The 17,629-nt window shown below is 70.9% G+C and carries 12 protein-coding genes; 5 read left to right on the top strand and 7 right to left on the bottom strand.

The features are described 5' to 3' along the window. Positions 1 to 12: 12 nt before the first annotated feature. Positions 13 to 876 carry an alpha/beta hydrolase gene (locus ACWD2L_RS19550; protein WP_351342082.1) on the top strand — a complete coding sequence of 288 codons (864 nt, stop codon included), beginning with the start codon at positions 13 to 15 and terminating at the stop codon, positions 874 to 876. Here ACWD2L_RS19550 and ACWD2L_RS19545 read toward each other — a convergent pair whose 3' ends face one another. The 5 genes from ACWD2L_RS19545 to ACWD2L_RS19525 are packed head-to-tail and all read right to left on the bottom strand — an operon-like array spanning position 877 to position 8,740. After that, positions 877 to 3,090 carry a glycosyl hydrolase family 95 catalytic domain-containing protein gene (locus tag ACWD2L_RS19545; RefSeq protein ID WP_351342086.1) on the bottom strand — a complete coding sequence of 738 codons (2,214 nt, stop codon included), beginning with the start codon at positions 3,088 to 3,090 and terminating at the stop codon, positions 877 to 879. Then, complete coding sequence (locus tag ACWD2L_RS19540; protein ID WP_451190302.1) at positions 3,090 to 5,090, bottom strand: beta-galactosidase; 2,001 nt, start codon at positions 5,088 to 5,090, stop codon at positions 3,090 to 3,092. The genes ACWD2L_RS19545 and ACWD2L_RS19540 overlap by 1 nt, the downstream gene beginning before the upstream one ends. Continuing rightward, positions 5,087 to 6,022, bottom strand: a complete 936-nt coding sequence (locus ACWD2L_RS19535) for a carbohydrate ABC transporter permease (RefSeq protein WP_351342081.1) — start codon at positions 6,020 to 6,022, stop codon at positions 5,087 to 5,089. The genes ACWD2L_RS19540 and ACWD2L_RS19535 overlap by 4 nt, the downstream gene beginning before the upstream one ends. Before the next feature lie 13 nt (positions 6,023 to 6,035). Then, on the bottom strand, positions 6,036 to 7,052 hold the full coding sequence (locus ACWD2L_RS19530) for an ABC transporter permease (RefSeq protein ID WP_351342079.1): 1,017 nt from the start codon (positions 7,050 to 7,052) through the stop codon (positions 6,036 to 6,038). Then, positions 7,052 to 8,740: an extracellular solute-binding protein gene (locus ACWD2L_RS19525; protein WP_351342077.1), complete on the bottom strand. Its 1,689-nt coding sequence runs from the start codon at positions 8,738 to 8,740 to the stop codon at positions 7,052 to 7,054. The genes ACWD2L_RS19530 and ACWD2L_RS19525 overlap by 1 nt, the downstream gene beginning before the upstream one ends. A gap of 213 nt (positions 8,741 to 8,953) precedes the next feature. Here ACWD2L_RS19525 and ACWD2L_RS19520 point away from each other — a divergent pair, with 213 nt between their 5' ends. From ACWD2L_RS19520 to ACWD2L_RS19510, 3 genes are all read left to right on the top strand, one after another. Further along, entirely contained in the window at positions 8,954 to 11,776 is a 2,823-nt protein-coding gene (locus tag ACWD2L_RS19520; protein WP_351342075.1) for a glycoside hydrolase family 3 C-terminal domain-containing protein, read from the top strand. A gap of 72 nt (positions 11,777 to 11,848) precedes the next feature. After that, positions 11,849 to 12,556, top strand: a complete 708-nt coding sequence (locus tag ACWD2L_RS19515) for a DUF2470 domain-containing protein (protein ID WP_351342074.1) — start codon at positions 11,849 to 11,851, stop codon at positions 12,554 to 12,556. 12 nt (positions 12,557 to 12,568) lie between these two features. Further along, entirely contained in the window at positions 12,569 to 13,402 is an 834-nt protein-coding gene (locus ACWD2L_RS19510; protein WP_351342072.1) for a siderophore-interacting protein, read from the top strand. On the opposite strand, the gene ACWD2L_RS19505 is transcribed toward ACWD2L_RS19510, so the two are convergent. Next, on the bottom strand, positions 13,374 to 15,131 hold the full coding sequence (locus tag ACWD2L_RS19505; RefSeq protein WP_351342070.1) for a glycosyltransferase family 2 protein: 1,758 nt from the start codon (positions 15,129 to 15,131) through the stop codon (positions 13,374 to 13,376). The two genes, ACWD2L_RS19510 and ACWD2L_RS19505, sit on opposite strands and share 29 nt — an antisense overlap. Positions 15,132 to 15,332: 201 nt before the next feature. Here ACWD2L_RS19505 and ACWD2L_RS19500 point away from each other — a divergent pair, with 201 nt between their 5' ends. Further along, positions 15,333 to 16,268, top strand: coding sequence for an FkbM family methyltransferase (locus tag ACWD2L_RS19500; RefSeq protein WP_351342068.1), 936 nt, complete (start codon positions 15,333 to 15,335; stop codon positions 16,266 to 16,268). Positions 16,269 to 16,280: 12 nt separating this feature from the next. Here ACWD2L_RS19500 and ACWD2L_RS19495 read toward each other — a convergent pair whose 3' ends face one another. After that, positions 16,281 to 17,555 (bottom strand): MFS transporter, encoded by a 1,275-nt coding sequence (locus ACWD2L_RS19495; protein ID WP_351342066.1) that lies wholly within the window; start codon positions 17,553 to 17,555, stop codon positions 16,281 to 16,283. Between the last annotated feature and the right edge of the window lie 74 nt (positions 17,556 to 17,629).

Genomic DNA, 17,629 nt, shown 5'->3' with positions numbered 1-17,629 from the left:
AAGCCTCAGAAAGTGAGCGTGCCTGTGCAGCCGACGTACGTCCTCGTCCATGGAGCATTCGCCAACTCCTTCTCCTTCGCGCCGCTCCAGGCGGAACTCGGCCTGCTCGGACACCGCTCGGTCGCCGTCGACCTGCCGGGACACGGCTTCGCCGCGACCTACCCGGCCGCGTACCAGTCCCCGCAGGACCCGGCGGGTCTCGCGTCAATTCCCGGTTCCATCAAGGGAGTCACCCTCGCCGACAACGCCGAGCACGTGATCCGCGTCCTGGAACGGGCCAAGGAGAACGGCCCGGTCATCCTCGTCTCGCACAGCCGCGGCGGCGTCACCGCCACGGCCGCCGCCAACCGGCGCCCCGACCTCATCGATCACATCGTCTACGTCGCCTCCTGGTGCCCGGTCGACCTCAGCGTGGGCGACTACCACGCCGAACCGGAGATGGCCTCGGTCGACGTCGCCGCGCTCGGCCTCGCCATGGCGGGCGACCCGGCCGAACTCGGCCTGCTGCGCGTCAACTTCCGCACCGCCGACGAGAAGGCGCTCGACGCATTCAGGTCGGCCTTCTTCGCCGACGGAACCGACGACGAGTTCCGTACGTTCCTCAACACCTTCCAGCCCGACGAGAACCTCGACGTCGGCACCGGAGACGACCGCGCGCAGGCCGAGACGTGGGGCCGCATCCCGAAGACGTACGTCCGTCTCTCGCGTGACACCAGCCTGCCGCCCGCCCTCCAGGACCGGCTGATCCGCGAGGGCGACGCACTGACCCCGGACAACCCCTTCCGCGTCCGCACCATCGACAGCAGCCACCTGAAGTGGCTGGTCGACCCGGCGCCGGCGGCGCGGGTGCTGGGCGAGCTCGCCGCGCTGCTGTAACTACCGCGTGGGCAGGCTGAGTTCGCGCTCCACACCCGCGTCCAGACGGATCCGCCCCGCGTCGCCCGCAGGGGTCTTGAGCTCCACGTCCGCGTCCCGGTGCGGCCGGACGAGGGCCGTGCAGGTGCCGCTGCCCCACCGCAGATCCACCCGCGCGCCGAACCGCGTGCGCAGGCCCCGTAGTGCTCCCCGCCGCCAGTCGGCGGGGAGTGCGGGCAGCAGCACCAGGCGCTCGGGCGTGGACTGGAGGAGGGCCTCCGTGATCAGCGCGGGCAGGGTGTGCGCGGCGTCCGCGTTGTAGACGTCGCGGCGCGGGTAGTGCGCACTCATCAGTGATGTGTGGAAATAGTCGCTGGTCAGGACGCGCCGCAGGCAGTCGGTGACGCGGGGCGCGTCGCGCAGCCGGGCCGCGATCAGGGCGTGGTGCAGATGCCCGTGCGCGGAGTCGTTCTCGGCGCCGCGCAGTTCGAGCGCCCGGCGCGCCGCCTTCGCCAAGTCCGGGGTGTCGTACGGGTTGATGTCGTGGTGCGGCCACACCGGGTACAGGTGGCTGAGGTGCCGGTGGTCGTAAGCGTCGTCGAGGCCCGGCCACGCCCACTCGGCCAGCGCCCCGTCCTCGTTGACCCGGTAGTCGGGGAGCCGGTCGGCGAGTGCGGCCCAGCGGTCGCCGTCCGGGCCCGGGTGCCAGGCGGCGGCGGTGCGCAGCGCGTGCCGGGCCGCCGCGATGTCCATGGTGGCGTTGACGGTGCCCCAGCTCGCGTTCGCGGGCCGGTTCTCCGGTGAGTAGGAGGGCACGATCGCGATCCGCCCGTCGGGGCCAGTCCGCGTGAGGAAGTCCTCGTAGAACACGGCGAGTTCGGTGACGGCGGCCGCGAGCCATGTGAGTCGCTCGCCGGTGGCCTCGGCCTGTTCGATGAGCGGTTCGAGCAGCCAGTCGGCGCCCGCCGTCCACAGGTGCATCGGGTACGCGTGCTGGTAGTGGTACGCGTGTCCCGACTCGCCGTCGCTGTGCGCGGGCGCGACGATGCCGCGGGCGCCGAAGATCAGCCGCGCGTTGTCCCGCCAGTGCGCCAACTGGCCCTGGATGAAAGCCCCTTGGGATTCGACCGTCTCTGGCAGGTCGCAGGCGACCGCCGACGCCGTCTGGAGGTTCAGGTTCGCGTCCGTGGTGAACGCGCCCGACCACGCCGTGTCCCACTCGCCGGTCCACAGCCCGGTCAGCCGGGGCGGCAGGGCGCCCGAGGAGCTGAGCAGGTGGTAACGGCCCGCCGCGAACAGCCGCTCAAGGAGGGCCGGGCTCGACGCGCGGGCCAGTAACTCGCTTCCGGGCAGGCCACGTTGGTGGCGCGGGGCGTCGAGGTCGAACGTGACGCGTTCGTAGGCGGGCCGGTGCAGGGCCTCGTGGCGGGCGAGGAGAGCGTCGTACGTCGCGTCGGGGGAGCCGCTCGCGTCGATCAGGTCCGCGAGCGCGCTCGCCTCGCCCGCCGTGTCCAGCTCCCCGGCGTGTCTGCGGACCCGGGTCAGGAGAAGCAGCTCACCCGCGCCCTCGACGCGCAGCCCCGTGCCGCCCACCGAGGCGCGCCCGTCCCGCACCACCGCAAGGGTCACGCCGGTGAAGCCGAGGTCGCTGTCCGGGTAGCGGCAGCGCAGCGTGAGCCGGGCGCCGTACGGGGTGAGCACCGCGCCACGGCCGATACCGAGCCCGCCGGGGACACCGCTGAGGTGCGGGTCGAGCGCCAGGTCCCCGTCGAGGCCGGGCCCGCTCACGTGCTGCACGACCACGTCGTCCGCCCGCGGCACGAACACCCGCGAACGCCAGCCGCCGCACCGCGCCTCGACCACCCCCGTCGCGAAGTCGACCGCGCGCCGGTAGCCGCGCGCCGCCCCGTCCTCGTCCCGCACGAAGCGGACCTGGAACGCCGGATGGAACGCGCGCACCCACCGCAGCGGCCGCCCGTCCGTGAACCGCTCGGCCGCGGTGGCGTCACCGGCGAGCAACTGGTCCTGGAGCTGCGGCAGTTCATGCGCGAGCGCGGGCGGCCCCGGCTGCGGGCCACCGTCCGGCCGGACCAGACGGTGATGCGTGACGACGACCCGGTCGTCGCGCGGATCACCGAAGACCAGGACGCCGTGGCGCCCGTTCCCACCGAGGTAGGCGTCCTCCCAACGGTCGGCGGGCGCGGTCTCCCAGGTGCCGTGGGGGTGCTCGGGGATCACCGGGCCCCCGCAGCCGGCGCCACCGGCTCCAGTACGGCGACGCCGAACCGGCCGAGCGTCACCGTCCCCTCGACCCGTGCCCCCGTCAACAGGTCCCGCCCGCCCTCCGCGAGCGCGACCGTCACCTCGTCCCGCCCGTGGTTCAGCAGGAACAGCAGTTCCCCGCGACGTACGGCCTCCACCCCTGCGGGGAGGCCGGCCAGTGGAGGCCGTACGCCCGCTTCGAGGGCCGCGTCCGCGAGCAGCGCCCGTAGGGCCCCGGGTCGCGGGAGCGTGGACAGGTAGCGGGCGCGGCCGCGGCGCAGGGCGGCCGGCAGGCCGTCGAGCTCGCCGCCGCGGTACGCCGCCGTGACCTCGGCGTCGGCCGCCGCCGTCAGCTCCTCCGACCACAGCGTGCCGGTGAATTCGCCGCAGTCAACGGTTTCCGCTGGCTCCAGTGGCCACCACTCGTGCAGAGTGCGGATACCGAGCAACTCGCGCAGCCGCGCGTCCATGCCGCCGGGCCGCACCCGGTCGTCCACGTCGGCGACCCCCGTGAAGAACCCGCACACCAGCGCCCCGCCCCCGCGCACGTACGCCACCAGGTTGTCGATCGCCGCGTCCGTCAGGAGGTACAGCTGCGGAACGACCACCAACTGGTAGGCGGACAGCTCGTGTTCGGGGTGTGCGAAGTCGACCGTGAGGTGCGCCTCCCACAGTGCTCGGTGCCAGGCCCGCACCACCTCCTCGTATGCGACGTGCGCCGACGGCCTGCCGTCCTGGCCGCCGGCCCACCACGAGTGCCAGTCGTGCAGCACGGCGATGTCGGCGGTGAGGCGCGTCCCGGCGACCGCCGACCCCAACCGTGCGAGATCCACCCCGATCCGCTTGACCTCCGCGAACGACCGACCCGCCGCGCCCGCGTGCCCGAGCATCGCCGAGTGGAACTTCTCCGCGCCCTGCCGGGACTGGCGCCACTGGAAGTAGCAGACGGCGTCGGCGCCGCGCGCCACGGACTGGAGGGAGAGGAGGCGGTTCAGGCCGCGCGGCTTGGGCGAGTTGACCGGGCGGAAGTTCACCGCACCCGCCGCCTGCTCCATCAACATCCACGGCCCGCCAGCGGACTGACTGCGCGTCATGTCGGCGAGCATCGCGTTGTACTGACCGGCCCCCGGGTCGCGCGGATCCGGGTACACGTCGACGGACACGACGTCCTCGTGCCGCACCCACTCCCACGCGTCCTGCCCGGTCCACAGCGGCATGAAGTTGGTCGTCACCGGGATGTGGTCGGGCGTGTGGCGGCGTACGAGATCGCGTTCGGCGACGTAGCACGCGAGGAGGGCGTCGGAGGTGAAGCGGCGGAAGTCGAGGAGCTGCGTCGGGCCGCGCAGGTACTGGGCGCGGCGCGGCGGGATCACATCCGCCCACGTCTCGATGTGCTGGCCCCAAGAGGGCGTGCCCCAGGCCGTGTTGAGCGCGTCGAGGGTCTCGTACCGCGCGCGCAGCCAGTCGCGGAAGGCGCGCGCGGACTCGTCGCCGTAGTCGAACGTGCAGTACTCGTTGTTGATGTGCCACATGCGCAGCGCCGGATGGTGGCCGTAGCGCCGGGCGAGGTCCTCGGTGACCGCGCCGGCATGCCGGCGGTACGCGGCGGAGGAGTGGGAGAAGTGCTGGCGCGAGCCCCACCACACGGTGTGCCCGTGCTCGTCGCGCGGCAGCGTCCCCGGGTACAGGCGCCCCAGCCACGGCGGCGGGGACGCGGTCGGGGTGGCGAGGACGACGCCGATGCCGTGCGCGTGCAGCAGATCCAGTAGGCGGTCGAGCCAGCCGAACTCCCTGGCTCCCGGCCGGGGTTCGAGCCGCGCCCACGCGAACACGCCCACGGTGACCGAGTTGACCCCGGCCTCCTTCATCAGCCGGACATCCTCGGCCCACACCTCCTCGGGCCACTGCTCGGGGTTGTAGTCACCGCCGAACAACAGGCGCCCGCCCTCGGCGATCTCCCGCACGGCGCTCACCCCTTCACCGCCCCGATGAGCATCCCCTTCTTGAAGTGCCGCTGGACGAACGGGGAGGCGACCGCGACCGGCGCGAGAGCCAGCACCATCATCGCCATCTGGAGCCCCAGCGCGGAGAGTTCACCCGCGTTGACCGCCTGGCTCAGGCCCGTCGGCAGCGCCGAGTTCTTCTGCACGAGCTGCATCAGCACGTTCTGGAGCGGCAGTTTCGTCGGGTCGTCGATGTAGATCATCGCGTTGAACCAGGCGCTCCAGTACGCCACCGCGTAGAACAGCGAGATGACGGCGACCACCGCGCGGGACAGCGGCAGCACGATCGTCCACAGGATCCTGAGGTCGCCGGCCCCGTCGATGCGGGCACTGTCCGTCAGCTCCTGCGAGATGTTCATGAAGAACCCGCGCAGGACCAGGATGTTGAACACGCTCACCGCGCTCGGCAGGATCAGCGCCAGATAGCTGTCGGTCAGGCCGAGCGTCTGGACAAGAAGGTACGTCGGGATGAGCCCGGCGCTGAAGAACATCGTCGTCAGCAGCGCCATCAGAAGCGCCCGGTGCGCGAACGAGCCCGGCCGCGAGAGCCCGTACGCGGCGAGGACCGACACCCCCATCGAGAACACCGTGCCGACACCGGTCACCCCGATGGAGACCAGCATGGCCCGGCTGACCTGGCCGCCGCCGAGCAGCTCCTGGTAGTTGACGAAGGTGATGGCCTCGGGCCACAGCACCAGGCCGCCCGCCGAGTCGATGACGTGCCGCGGCGAGAGGCTCGTGACGACCACCACCCACAGCGGTCCGAGCACGGCGATGCAGCACACCGCGAGGATCAGACCCTTGGCGCCGAGGCCCGCCCGGGTCGGCGGCTCCTCCCACACCGGGCGCTCGGGCGCCTGCCACTGCCCGCGTGGGCGGGGGCGTTCGACGGTGACGCTCATTTCTTGTCCACCCTCACTTCTTGTACACACCTTGCTCGCCGAGCAGATGGGCGAACTTGTTGGCCGCGAGCACCAGACAGATCCCGACCACGCCCTTCACCAGGCCGACCGCCGCCGCGTAGCTGAAGTCGCCGTTCTGGATGCCGGTGCTCCACACGTACGTGTCGAGCACTTCGGAGGCGCCCGCGCCCACCGCCCTGCGTTGCAGCAGGATCTGCTCGAAGCCGACGGTGAGCGCGTCGCCGACGCGCAGGACGAGCAGCAGCGCGATCACCGGGCGCAGCGCGGGCAGCGTGACGTGCCACATGCGTCGCCAGCGGTTCGCGCCGTCCATCGCCGCCGCCTCGTACAGCTCGGGGCTGACGGAGGCGAGGGCCGCGAGGAAGACGATGATGCCCCAGCCGGCGTCCTTCCAGACCATCTGCGCGGTGAGCAGGTACTTGAAGATCCGGGCGTCCGTCATCAGGTCGAAGCCGTCGACGCCGTGGTCCTGGAGCAGCTGCGCGATCAGCCCGGCGCCGCCGAACATCTGCTGGAAGACGGTGACGACGAGCACCCACGAGAAGAAGTGCGGCAGGTAGAGGATCGCCTGCGACAGGGCCCGCACCCGCGGCCTGATCACACTGTTGATGAGCAGCGCGAGCGCGATCGGCACGGGGAAGAACAGCAGCAGTTGGATGAGGAAGAGGACGAGGGTGTTCTGGAGCGCGTTCCAGAAGTCGGAGTCCTCGAGCATCTTCTGGAACTGTTCGAGGCCCACCATCGGCGAGTGCAGGATCGCCGTGACGCCGTTGGTGGAGACGTACGGGTTGTAGTCCTGGAACGCGATGACGTTGCCGAGCAGCGGAAGGTAGTTGAAGACGAGCAGCAGGACGATGACGGGCACGGTCATCAGGATCAGTGTGCGGTCGCGGCGCAGCCTGGTCCGCCAGGTGATGCCGCCGTCCCCGCCCGCGTCGGCTTTGGCTTTGGCTTTGTTCTTGACGGAGGTGGCGGCGGACCGGGGCGGGCGTTGGGTCTCCAGCGCCATCAGGACGCGTCGCCGTTCGCGCCGTTCTCGTCGAGAAGCTTCTTGTACCAGTCGCGCAGCTTGTCGCCGCCCCGCGACTTCCAGTCACTGATCGCCTGTTGCACGTCGCCGAGCGATTTGTTGCCGCGGACGTAGTCGTCCTCCAACTGCTCGAACTTGTCCTCCAGGGTGGCGTACCGCGTGGGCTCGACGATCGTCATGCCGTAGAACGGCGACTTCTTCACGAACGCGCCCATGCGCTGCTGCCACTCGCACATCGCCCTGGTGATGTCCGGGAAGTCGGGGTACGCGAAGAACGGGGCGGGCCCGGAGAGCATCTGCCAGGAGCTGACCACCTGCGCGTTGCCCTTCTTCGTCTTCGTCGGGACGCCGTCCTCGACCGTGAAGTGGGTGCCCTCCTCGCCGTAGTAGGCGAGCATGTGCTCCTTTGTGCCGACGGGCGCGGCCGTGTAGTTGGCGGCGGCCAGGACGTTCTTGACGATCTCCTTGGACGCGTTCTTGCGGACGAAGGCCCATACGTTGGCGGGCGTGCCCGCATAGAGCGTCGGGTCGCCGCCGTCGTGCCCGAAGATGTCCATCGCGGCCATCTCGAAGTCCGGGAACGCCTTGCTGCCCTGCATCTCCGCGCTCTTGCCGTACCAGTAGGCGATGTCGGCGTTGCACATCATGACCTTGCCGCTGGTGAAGCGGAGCAGGCCGTCACCGGTCTGCGCCTTCGCCTCGGGGTGCACGACCCCGGCGGCGTACAGCTTGCGCGTCCAGGACAGCGCCTCCAGATACTCGTCGCTCTCCAGGCGCTTGACGAGCTTCTTGCCCTGCATCTTCCAGCCGAGCGCCTTCTCGCTGCCGCCGAGCGAACCGAAGAAGTTGAAGGCCGACCACTTCATGTCGTCGCAGCCGTACACCCCCGCCTTCTTGCTGGTCATCTCCTTGGCGAGGTCGAAGAACTCCTGCGCCGACTTCGGCGGCTCCCAGCCGTTCTTGCCGAAGAGGTCCTTGCGGTAGAAGGGCGCGATGTTCGGGAGGCGCGAGTACGGGTACGGGATGCCGCGCAGTTTGCCGCCGAAGATGCCGCGCCGCCAGGCGTCCTCCGGGATGGCGGCCAGGTTCGGATAGTCGCGCACCTTGCTGCCGGCCAGATACGGGCCGAGGTCCATCATCTTCGCGACGAGCGCGGCTGGGATCTTCCCCGAAAGCTCCCAGCCGGGCACGATCAGCACGTCGGGCAGCGAGCTGGAGGCGAGCACCGCGCCGATCTTCTCGCCGTAGGTGTTGCCGTCCTGGTTCTGCCAGTCGACCTGTACACCAGAGGCCTCGTTGAGCGCGGTGTAGTACTCGCAGTCGGCCTTCGGCGGTGGTCCCCAGAACGGGGCCATGACCTTCACCTGGGCTCCGGTGCCGAGCTTCTTCGGTACGGACGTCTCCAGCTTCGCCAGGTCCACCTTGCCGGTGAAACCGGCGCACGAGCCGTTCTTCGACGCGATGTCGGGGGTGACGATGGGGCGCGCCGCATACGTCGGCAGCAGCTTCTTCGCCGACTTCCCCGAGGTCGTCCCCTCGCCCGTTTCGGCCGTGCTCCCGCACGCGGAGAGCAGGGGCACGCCGCCGGCCACGGCCGCGGCGGCGACCGCGGTGGAGGCGAGGAAGCTTCTCCGACCGGGGCCGGTGGAGGGGGAGTTCGGCGTCATGGGAGCAACCCTTCGGGGATGACGACTCGGCGCAAATGTCGAAGCGCTTCGATGTTGCAGTGAGGTTAAGGGAGCGCTCCCACGGCGACAAGACAGGTGCGTGGAATTCCTCAACGACCCACAGCTGCCGTCCACTTGACACACGATGAGGGGGTTACCGAGCATCGAAGCGCTTCGAATCCATCCCGATCTCCTTCGCCAAGGGACCTCCACGTGATCGACAGAACCGCGCCCCGCCCGGAACCCGCAGCTCCCGACAGCAAGCGCGTCGACGGGCTGCTCGCCCGGCTCTCCCTCGACGAACGCCTCGCGCTCCTGCACCAGTTCACGCCCGGCGTCCCGCGCCTCGGCCTCGCCGCGTTCCGCACCGGGCAGGAGGCGCTGCACGGCGTCGCGTGGATGGGCGAGGCCACCGTCTTCCCGCAGGCGGTCGGCCTCGGCGCCACCTGGAACGACGAGCTGCTGCACCGGATCGGCGCCGTGGTGTCGAAAGAGGCCCGCGCCATGCGGCGGCGCGACGACCGGGTCGGCCCCAACGTATGGGCGCCCGTGGTGAATCTGCTGCGCAACCCGCTGTGGGGCAGGAACGAGGAGGGCTACGCCGAGGACCCGCACCTCACCGCCGCGATCGCCACGGCGTACACGCGGGGCCTGCGCGGCGACCACCCCGAGTACTGGCGCACGGCCCCCGTCCTCAAGCACTGGCTCGCCCACAACAACGAGACCGACCGCGACACCTCCAACGCCTCCGTGCGCCCACGCGTGCTGCACGAGTACGACCTCCGGGCGTTCAAGCGGCCCGTCGAGGCGGGGGCGGTGGCCGGTGTCATGCCCGCCTACAACCTCGTCAACGGCCGCCCCAACCACGTATCGCCGTACCTGCGCGAACAGTTGCGGACCTGGACCGACCAGGAACTCCTCGTCTGCTCCGACGCGGGCGCGCCCAGCAACCTCGTCGACTCCGAGCACTACTTCGCCACCCACGAGGGGGCCGTCGCCGCCGCCCTGCGCGCCGGAGTCGACAGCTTCACCGACCACGGCACCGACTCCTCGACGATCGTCGGGCGGCTGCGGCGCGCCTACGACCAGGGTCTGATCTCCGAGGCCGACATCGACGCGGCCGTGCGCAGACAGCTGGAAGTGCGGGCCCGACTGGGCGAGTTCGCCGACACCGACCCCTTCGCGGACGTACGGGACTTTGACACCGAGGCGCATCGCGCGCTCGCCCAGGAGGCCGCCGAGCAGGCGATCGTGCTGCTCAAGAACGACGGCCTGCTGCCGCTCGACGCGCACACCCGGATCGCGGCCGTCGGCCTGCTCGCCGACGAGTGCAAGACGGACTGGTACAGCGGCACTCTCATCCGCCGCTCGACACCCCTCGACGGGCTGCGGGAGCGGTTCGGCGTGGACCGGGTCACGTACGCGGAGGGCGTGGACCGGGTACGGCTGCGGTGCGCCGAGGGAGGGGTGTGTGTCCCCGACGCGCCGGAGGAGGCGGCGCCCGACGCCTCCGCCGCCGCCCTCGACCCCGCGCTGATCGCAGGCCGGACCGACCTCGCCCCGCTGCACGTCTCGCCGTCCGCCGACGGCACCGAACTCGCCCTGGCCGACTGGGGATCCGGCGTCCTCACGCTCCGCGCGCCAGACGGCCGCTACCTCTCGGTCGCCGACGACGGATACGTCCGGGCCTCCGCCGAGCAGCCGGGCGGCTGGGTCGTCCAGGAGACGTTCACGCTCGAACCGCACGAGGACGGGCACCTCCTCAAGCACGCCGGGACGGGTCGGTACGTGTCGGTCGCCGCCGACGGCCTGAAGGTTGCCGACCAGGGCACGGTTTTCGAACTCGATGTCATGGAGCGCGGCGCCGACGCCGTGGCCGCCGCGGCCGCCGAAGCGGACGTGGTCCTCGTCTTCGCAGGCAACGACCCGCACATCAACGGCCGCGAGACCGAGGACCGCACAACCCTCGAACTCCCGCCGCATCAGGCCGAGTTGTGGAGCGCGGCCCGCACCGCCAACCCACGCACGGCCCTCGCCCTGGTCTCCTCGTACCCGTACGCCGTCCCCGACGCGCACACCGAACTGCCCGCCCTGCTGTGGACCGCGCACGGCGGCCAGGCCGCGGGCCGCGCGCTCGCCCGCGTCCTCGCCGGTGACATCAGCCCGGCGGGCCGGCTCCCGCAGACCTGGTACGCGGCCGACACCGACCTGCCCGGCCTCCTGGACTACGACATCATCGGCTCGCGCCAGACGTACCTCTACTTCGAGGGCACCCCCCTCTACTCCTTCGGACACGGCCTGTCCTACGCGCCGTTCACCTACGCCGCGCTGTTCGTGTCCTGCCCGGACGAGGCGACGGTGGAAGTCACCTTCACCGTCACGAACACGGGCCCGCGCACGGCGGACGAGGTGCCTCAGCTGTACCTGCGGGCGGTGGACGCCGCCGTGCCGCGCCCACGCCGCCAGCTCGTCGGACACCGCCGCATCACCCTGGGCGCTGGGGAGTCGGAGCGGGCCACCTTCCGCGTTCCGCTCGCGGAGTTCGGCCACTGGGACGTCGCACGCGGCCGCTGGAGCGTCGCCGCCGGACCGTACGAACTGCTCGTCGGCGCCTCCAGCACGGACATCCGCCTCACCGAGACCCTCCGCGTGGCCGGCGAAGAACCGGCGCCGCGCCCCGTCCTCACCGACGGCCTGGACGTGGCGACGTACGACGAGATGCGCGGCGGCATCGAGATCGTCGACCGCACGAGGACGGACGGCGACGCCATCACCGGAGAAGGCGAACTCCTCTACGCCGACTGCGACTTCGGAACGCACGGCATCTCGGCCGTACGCCTCGACGTCGCGGGCGAGGGGTTCGTGGACGTGGTCGGTGGTGGCCCCGTCAAAGCGCCCGCGACCGGCGGACCGTACGACTACGTCACGGTCGAGGCCCCCTTCGTCGCCAACGGAGTGCGTGATCTGCGCGTGCGGCTGGGCGGTGGTGTCCGCCTGGCCCGCATCACATTCGTTCCCCAGGGCACCGGTGCATGACGCCCTGGGGGTGGGGGTGACACTGGACCTCACGCGTGAGTAAGGTGAGCCTTACCTAAGTTTGGAGTGGAGATGGTCAACCCAGTGGCGCACCAGGAGCTCACCCCCGCCGAGCGGGCGCGGACGATCCTCGCCGCGGCCGACACCTTGACCCTGACCCTGACCACCACGACCGAGGCCCGGCTGCGGCTCGACTGCGTGGGGCTCTACGCCGTGGACGCCGCGTCCCGGCTCATCCTGCTCGACCCCGAGGATCCGCGGCTGACCGCGGCGCTCGCCACGGCGCCGCACTCGGGCCTCGCCGCGTACGCGGAGTTCACGGACGTGGCCCCCGTCGTCGTCCGTGACCGGGTGCGGGCCCGCCTCGCCTTCAGCGGACGCCTCGGGGGTGCGGGCCCCGACACCCTGGTGTTCCGCCCGGCGCGGGCCGCCTTCGCCGAGGACGACTCGGTGCGCGTCCTGGACGTGACGGAACTCGCCGCGGCGGCGCCCGACCCGCTGGCCGGGGTCGAGGCGGAACTGCTCTCGCACCTGGACACGGGCCACGCGGACCTCCTCATCCAACTTGCCGAGACCGTAGGCGAGTTGGACCTGTCCGACGTGGCGGACATCCGCCCCGTACGCCTCGACCGCAGGGGCCTCGTCCTGCGCCTCGAACGCGCCGCCGAGGAGTGCGAGGACATCCGCATCGCCTTCCCCCGGCACGCGATCGGCCCCCACGAAGTGGGCCACCGCATCCAGGAACTCCTCGACGCCGCGGCTGCCCGCGCGCACCGCTGAACGGAGGCGCACATGCAGCGCGGCAACATCACCGCCACCCGCGTCAAGCCCGAGTCGGCGCGGCCCCTGCGCCTGCACGTCCTGCGCAGCGAACACCTCTCGCCGCACTTCGTCCGCGTCACCCTCGGAGGCGGCGACATCGCGCACTTCCGGCCGATGGGATACGACCAGTGGTTTCGCCTCTTCCTCCCGGCGGGCCCCGACGCGGACGCCTCGCTCGGCCGGATCCCGGACCGGTTGACCACCGTCAGCTACCTGAAGATCCTCGGCGGCCCCAAGGGAACCCGCCCCGTCCTGCGCAACTACACGGTCCGCGCCCACCGCGCCGAAGGGCCCCAAGGCCCGGAGCTGGACGTCGACTTCGTGCTCCACGGACGCGACGCCGAGGCCACGGCCGGCCCCGCCGCGACCTGGGCGCGCACCTGTGGGCCGGGTGACGCGGTCGTCCTCGTCGACGAGGGCACCGGCTTCAACATGCCCGATGGAATCCGCCAAGTCGCCCTCGCCGCCGACGAGTCGGGCCTGCCCGCGCTCGCCGGAGTGCTCGCCTCGCTGCCCGCCGACACCACGGGCTGGGCCGTCGCGGAAGTACCGGCCCCCGAGGACCGCCAGAAACTCACGGCGCCGCCCGGCGTCGAGGTCGTCTGGGTCGACCGGGGTGACACGCCCACGTCCGTACCCGGCGCGGCCGCCCTCGCACGGGCCCGCGAACTGCCGCTCTCCGGCGGCCCGTTGTACGGCTGGGCGGTAGGGGAGTCGGGGCTCGCCACCGGGCTGCGCCGGCACTGGGTGGCTCAGGGGGTACCGAAGGACCGCATCATGTTCTGCGGGTACTGGAAACACTGAGCGCCTGCGCCTGCTTGGCGCGTTGCAGCTCCTGCAGGGCCACCGAGACCGGAGCGGGTCTCCCGCCGAACGCGGGGAGCCGCCGGTACCGGTCGCGCAGCGCCAGATACGCGGCGGCGGGGAACACCCGGCGCAGCACGGGCACCGCCACCTTCGCGACGCCGTGCAGGGGGTGGCGCTGGGGCGCGGGCCGCTGCCGGTCGGCCACCACCGGCTTCGCGGCGCCCGGCACGGAGAGTGTCACCCCGGACAGACGCGGCGAGCTGAGCCAGCCGCCCACGTTCAGGCGCAGGCACACGTGCCAGGTGCCGCTCTCCAGCGGCCCGGAGATCTCGTCGACGCCGGCGGGATCGATGGTGCACTCCGTCGTCCAGTGCATCTCCCACAGGTCGGGGTCCGCCTCGTGCGCGGTGGGCCGCAGCGTGGACGTCCCGGTGGCCACCACGAGCTGGGTGCCGCCCGCCTTGTGGTGCACGAGGCCCTGCGCCTTGGCCTTCTTGAGCGGCTGGGTGAAGTCGAGCGCGGGGGCGAGCCCGGGAAGCTCGTCCAGGGGAGCGGGCGGCTGCCAGATCCAGCGCACCCGCTTCTTGCCGGACGGCGTCTCGTGCACGGTGCGGCGGAACAGGAGCGGGGTGCTCTCGCCCGTCTCCGGGTCGGTCCGCACCAGTGACGTGCGCGTACGGACGTGCAGCACCTCGCCCTGCCGGACCGTCTCCTCGACCTTCGGCAGGTGCCGCACCTCGCTCTCGTACCGGGTGTAGGCCTGGATGCCCTCGTGGTCGCCGGAGCGGCACAGGCGGGAGAGCACGCGAAGACGCTCCGGCAGATGGCGGTCGACGGCGGTGGGCAGGTCGGCGGCGAGGTCGATGACCTGCTGTCGCCAGGCCGCGCGACGCTCCTCTTCCTGCCCGAGGAACCCCTTCCCGGTGAGCCGCTTCAGGGCCTTGCTGCCGTACCAGTTGGCGGTGAACCGGTGCCGCATCTCATCGTCCGCCACCTGCGTGTCCGGGGCGTGCAGCAGCGCGATGATGCGCCGCACCGAGCCTATGTAAGGGGCGGGCTCGATGGGGGTGTAGCTGATGTTGTGCCTGCCGTCGCGGTGCCGCACCCAGTGGTACGTCGTGTAGTCCGACACGGTGCTGACCTGCTTGGCCAGCAGATAGGCCCGCAGCGTGAACAGATGGTCCTCGAGCCGTACCCGGCCCTCCTCGAAGCGCAGCTCGTGGTCGAGGAGGAACTGCCGGCGGAACAGCTTGTGGACGGTCATGCTGCCCAGCAGTACGGGGTTCTCGCGCACGGACCCCCGCTCCAGCGGCCTGGCGAACGGGGCCCGCGGGGCGCCGCGGCCGTGCCCCGCCATGCGCCCGATCACGATGTCGGCGTCGGTCTCCTTGGCGCGCGCGTAGAGCCGCTCCAGCGCCTGCGGGGAGAGCCAGTCGTCGTCGTCGACGAAGTGCACGTACTCGCCGCGCGCGCGGGCGACCCCGGTGTTGCGGGGGCGGCCGGGCCAGCCCGAATTGGTGGCCATCGGGACGACCCGCATGGTGTCCTCGCCGGCCAGTTCCCTTTCCAGGAATGCGACCGTGTCGTCCGAGGAGCAGTCGTCGACGTAGAGCACTTCGAAGTCCGTGCGGGGCATGGTCTGTTTCCGCAGTGCGGTGAGGCCCACCATGACGTCTTCGCCAGTGTTGTGGGTCGGAATGATAACCGTGACTTTTATGTGGGTCATGTAGGTCTGTCAATCCGTGCGCTCGGACCGTTCCGAGGAGAGGGTTCGTAACCTGGTGGCGTTTACGTCCTTCGCGGGAAACGCACTTCCTATGGTCACTCGCCGATACGAATATCGCACGGAGAGCGGGGCGTCACTGTTTCGAGTGACGCGGGCCGGGCCATACCAGGGTTTCGGTTCATGTCTGCGACGGTGTCGGCCATGGCTTCTCTGTACCGGACACTGCTGAACGGCCTCTCTCGGACCGGGGCCCAGATCATCGACCTGGCTCCTGGAGCAGCGGTCCTTGTGCACCGGCGTCATGGGAAGTGGACCAGTACCGACCTCGGCGGCGGCGTCCATCTGGTCGTGGACCAGCGGAAGTCGGGCATGCCGGAGCAGGACTTCCAGAAGGCGGCTTCCGACTGTCTCTGCAGCCGTCACGTCGTCGAGATGCTCGACCACTACGGCGTGAACTGCGTATTCGACGTGGGGGCCAACGTCGGGCAGTACGGAAAGCGCCTCAGGCAGTTCGGATACAAAGGCCGCATTGTATCCTTCGAACCCGTTCCCCGCTTCCTGGAGAAATTGCGGAAGCGCGCCGATGGGGACCCGGACTGGCACGTCTTCCCCTGCGGACTCGGCCGTTCGGACGAACTCCGGCCCATGTACGTCGAGTGGAACACCATGAACTCGCTGCTTCCCCCGAGCGACTACGGAAACGCGGCGTACAAGCGGTTCACGAAGGGCCGCACGGAGGAAATCCAGGTCTCCCGTCTCGACGGCCTCATGGACCAGGCCCTCGCCGGCATCTCCGACCCCCGCCCCTATCTCAAGATGGACACGCAGGGCTACGACCTCGAGGTCTTCGCCGGAGCCGGCGAGCGCGTCGGCGATTTCGTGGGCCTGCAGTCGGAGGTCGCGCTCCTGCGGCTCTACGAAGACAGCCCGCGCATGGAGAAGGCCCTCGCCGAATACGAGGGCCACGGCTTCGAGGTCACCGGCATGTACCCGGTGACCCGCGAGAAGAGCACCGGCCGGGTGCTCGAGTTCGACTGCGTGATGATGCGCCCCGGCGCGGCTCCCGAGCCGGTGCCCGCGCCGGTGCCGGGGGAGCGGGAGCGCGGGGCCGCCGCCGGACAGGCCTCCGGCGGCTGAGCCCCGACCCGCTCAGCGATCGAGCTCCCGGTGCGCGCTCTCCGGGAGTCGCAGGTACACCACCGAGGACACCAGGCACAGCACGGCGACGTACCAGGGGAAGAAGCCGCTGTGCCCCAGGTCCTTGAACAGCGTGCCCATGTACGGCGCCGTGCCGCCGAACAGCGCCACCGTCAGCGAGTAGGGGAACCCGATCCCGGCCGCCCGCACCCGCGCCGGGAACACCTCCGCGTTGACCGCCGCCGAGATCGAAGTGAAGCCGGTGAGCAGCACCATGCCGGCGCACTGCGTGAACAGCAGCGAGGCGAAGGACCCGGTCAGCGAGTGCAGCAGCGGCACGCTCAGCAGCGCGAACCCGAGCCCGAAGAACAGCAGCAGCGGCTTGCGCCCGAAGCGGTCGGAGAGCATCCCGCCGACCGGCTGCAGCAGCGCGAAGAAGGCCAGCGAGATCGTGCCCGCGGTCAGCGCCTGTGACTTGTCGATGTTCGTGTTCAGCTCCGCGTACGTCGGCAGGTACGAGGTCCACGTGTAGTACGCGAGGGTGCCGCCCGCCGTGATCCCGCAGACGAGCAGCGACTGCCGCGGGTACTGCTTGAGCGCGTCGAAGAGCCCCGGCCGCTCGTGCGTCTCGCTCCGCGTCTCCTGCGCGCCCTGCCGGATCCAGAACCCGACCAGGCTGAGCACCGCCCCCGCCAGGAACGGCACCCGCCACCCCCAGCCGTCCATCTGCCCCTCGGCGAGCGTGGCGACCAGCACCGCGGCGACGCCCGACGCGATCAACTGCCCGATGGACGTGGACACATACTGGAAGGACGAGAACAGCCCACGCCGCCCCGGCCCCGCCGACTCGACGAGGAACGTCGTCGACGCCGCGAACTCCCCACCCACGGACAGCCCTTGGAGCAGCCGGGCGAGCACCAGGACGACGGGCGCGAGCACTCCCACCGAGGCGTACGTCGGGGTGATGCCGACCAGCAGGCTGCTACCGCCCATGAGCAGAATGGTCACCGTGAGCGCGGCCCGCCGCCCGCGCCGGTCGGCGACGGCCCCCATCAGCAGCCCGCCCACCGGCCGCATGAAGAACCCGACCGCGAACACCGCGAAGGTGGCGAGCAGCGGTACGAGCGAGTTGTCGGCCCCCTTCGGGAACACCTGATCGGCGATGTACGTCGCCAGGAACGTGTACGCGTACCAGTCGTACCACTCGACGGCATTGCCGACGGAGGCGGCGAGGAGCTGGCGGACGGGGTGCCGGGGTGGCGCCGCAGTCTTGATCGTCTCTGTCATGATCCTGACGCTAACCGCGAGAAGCGCCTGTTCACGAGTGGTTTGGCGGAGTTGACACATCGTCGTGTCAAGAT

It is taken from the genome of Streptomyces sp. NPDC002754 (genome assembly GCF_053592315.1).
The sequence above is the reverse complement of the archived record's forward strand: the minus strand, read 5'-3'. Positions and strand labels throughout refer to the sequence as shown.

Coding starts and splice junctions, on each gene's coding strand:
- ACWD2L_RS19535 (WP_351342081.1), bottom strand. CDS start 6,022: ATGAGCGTCACCGTCGAACGCCCCCGCCCACGCGGGCAGTGGCAGGCG.
- ACWD2L_RS19530 (WP_351342079.1), bottom strand. CDS start 7,052: ATGGCGCTGGAGACCCAACGCCCGCCCCGGTCCGCCGCCACCTCCGTC.
- ACWD2L_RS19525 (WP_351342077.1), bottom strand. CDS start 8,740: ATGACGCCGAACTCCCCCTCCACCGGCCCCGGTCGGAGAAGCTTCCTC.
- ACWD2L_RS19515 (WP_351342074.1), top strand. CDS start 11,849: ATGGTCAACCCAGTGGCGCACCAGGAGCTCACCCCCGCCGAGCGGGCG.
- ACWD2L_RS19510 (WP_351342072.1), top strand. CDS start 12,569: ATGCAGCGCGGCAACATCACCGCCACCCGCGTCAAGCCCGAGTCGGCG.
- ACWD2L_RS19505 (WP_351342070.1), bottom strand. CDS start 15,131: ATGACCCACATAAAAGTCACGGTTATCATTCCGACCCACAACACTGGC.
- ACWD2L_RS19500 (WP_351342068.1), top strand. CDS start 15,333: ATGGCTTCTCTGTACCGGACACTGCTGAACGGCCTCTCTCGGACCGGG.
- ACWD2L_RS19495 (WP_351342066.1), bottom strand. CDS start 17,555: ATGACAGAGACGATCAAGACTGCGGCGCCACCCCGGCACCCCGTCCGC.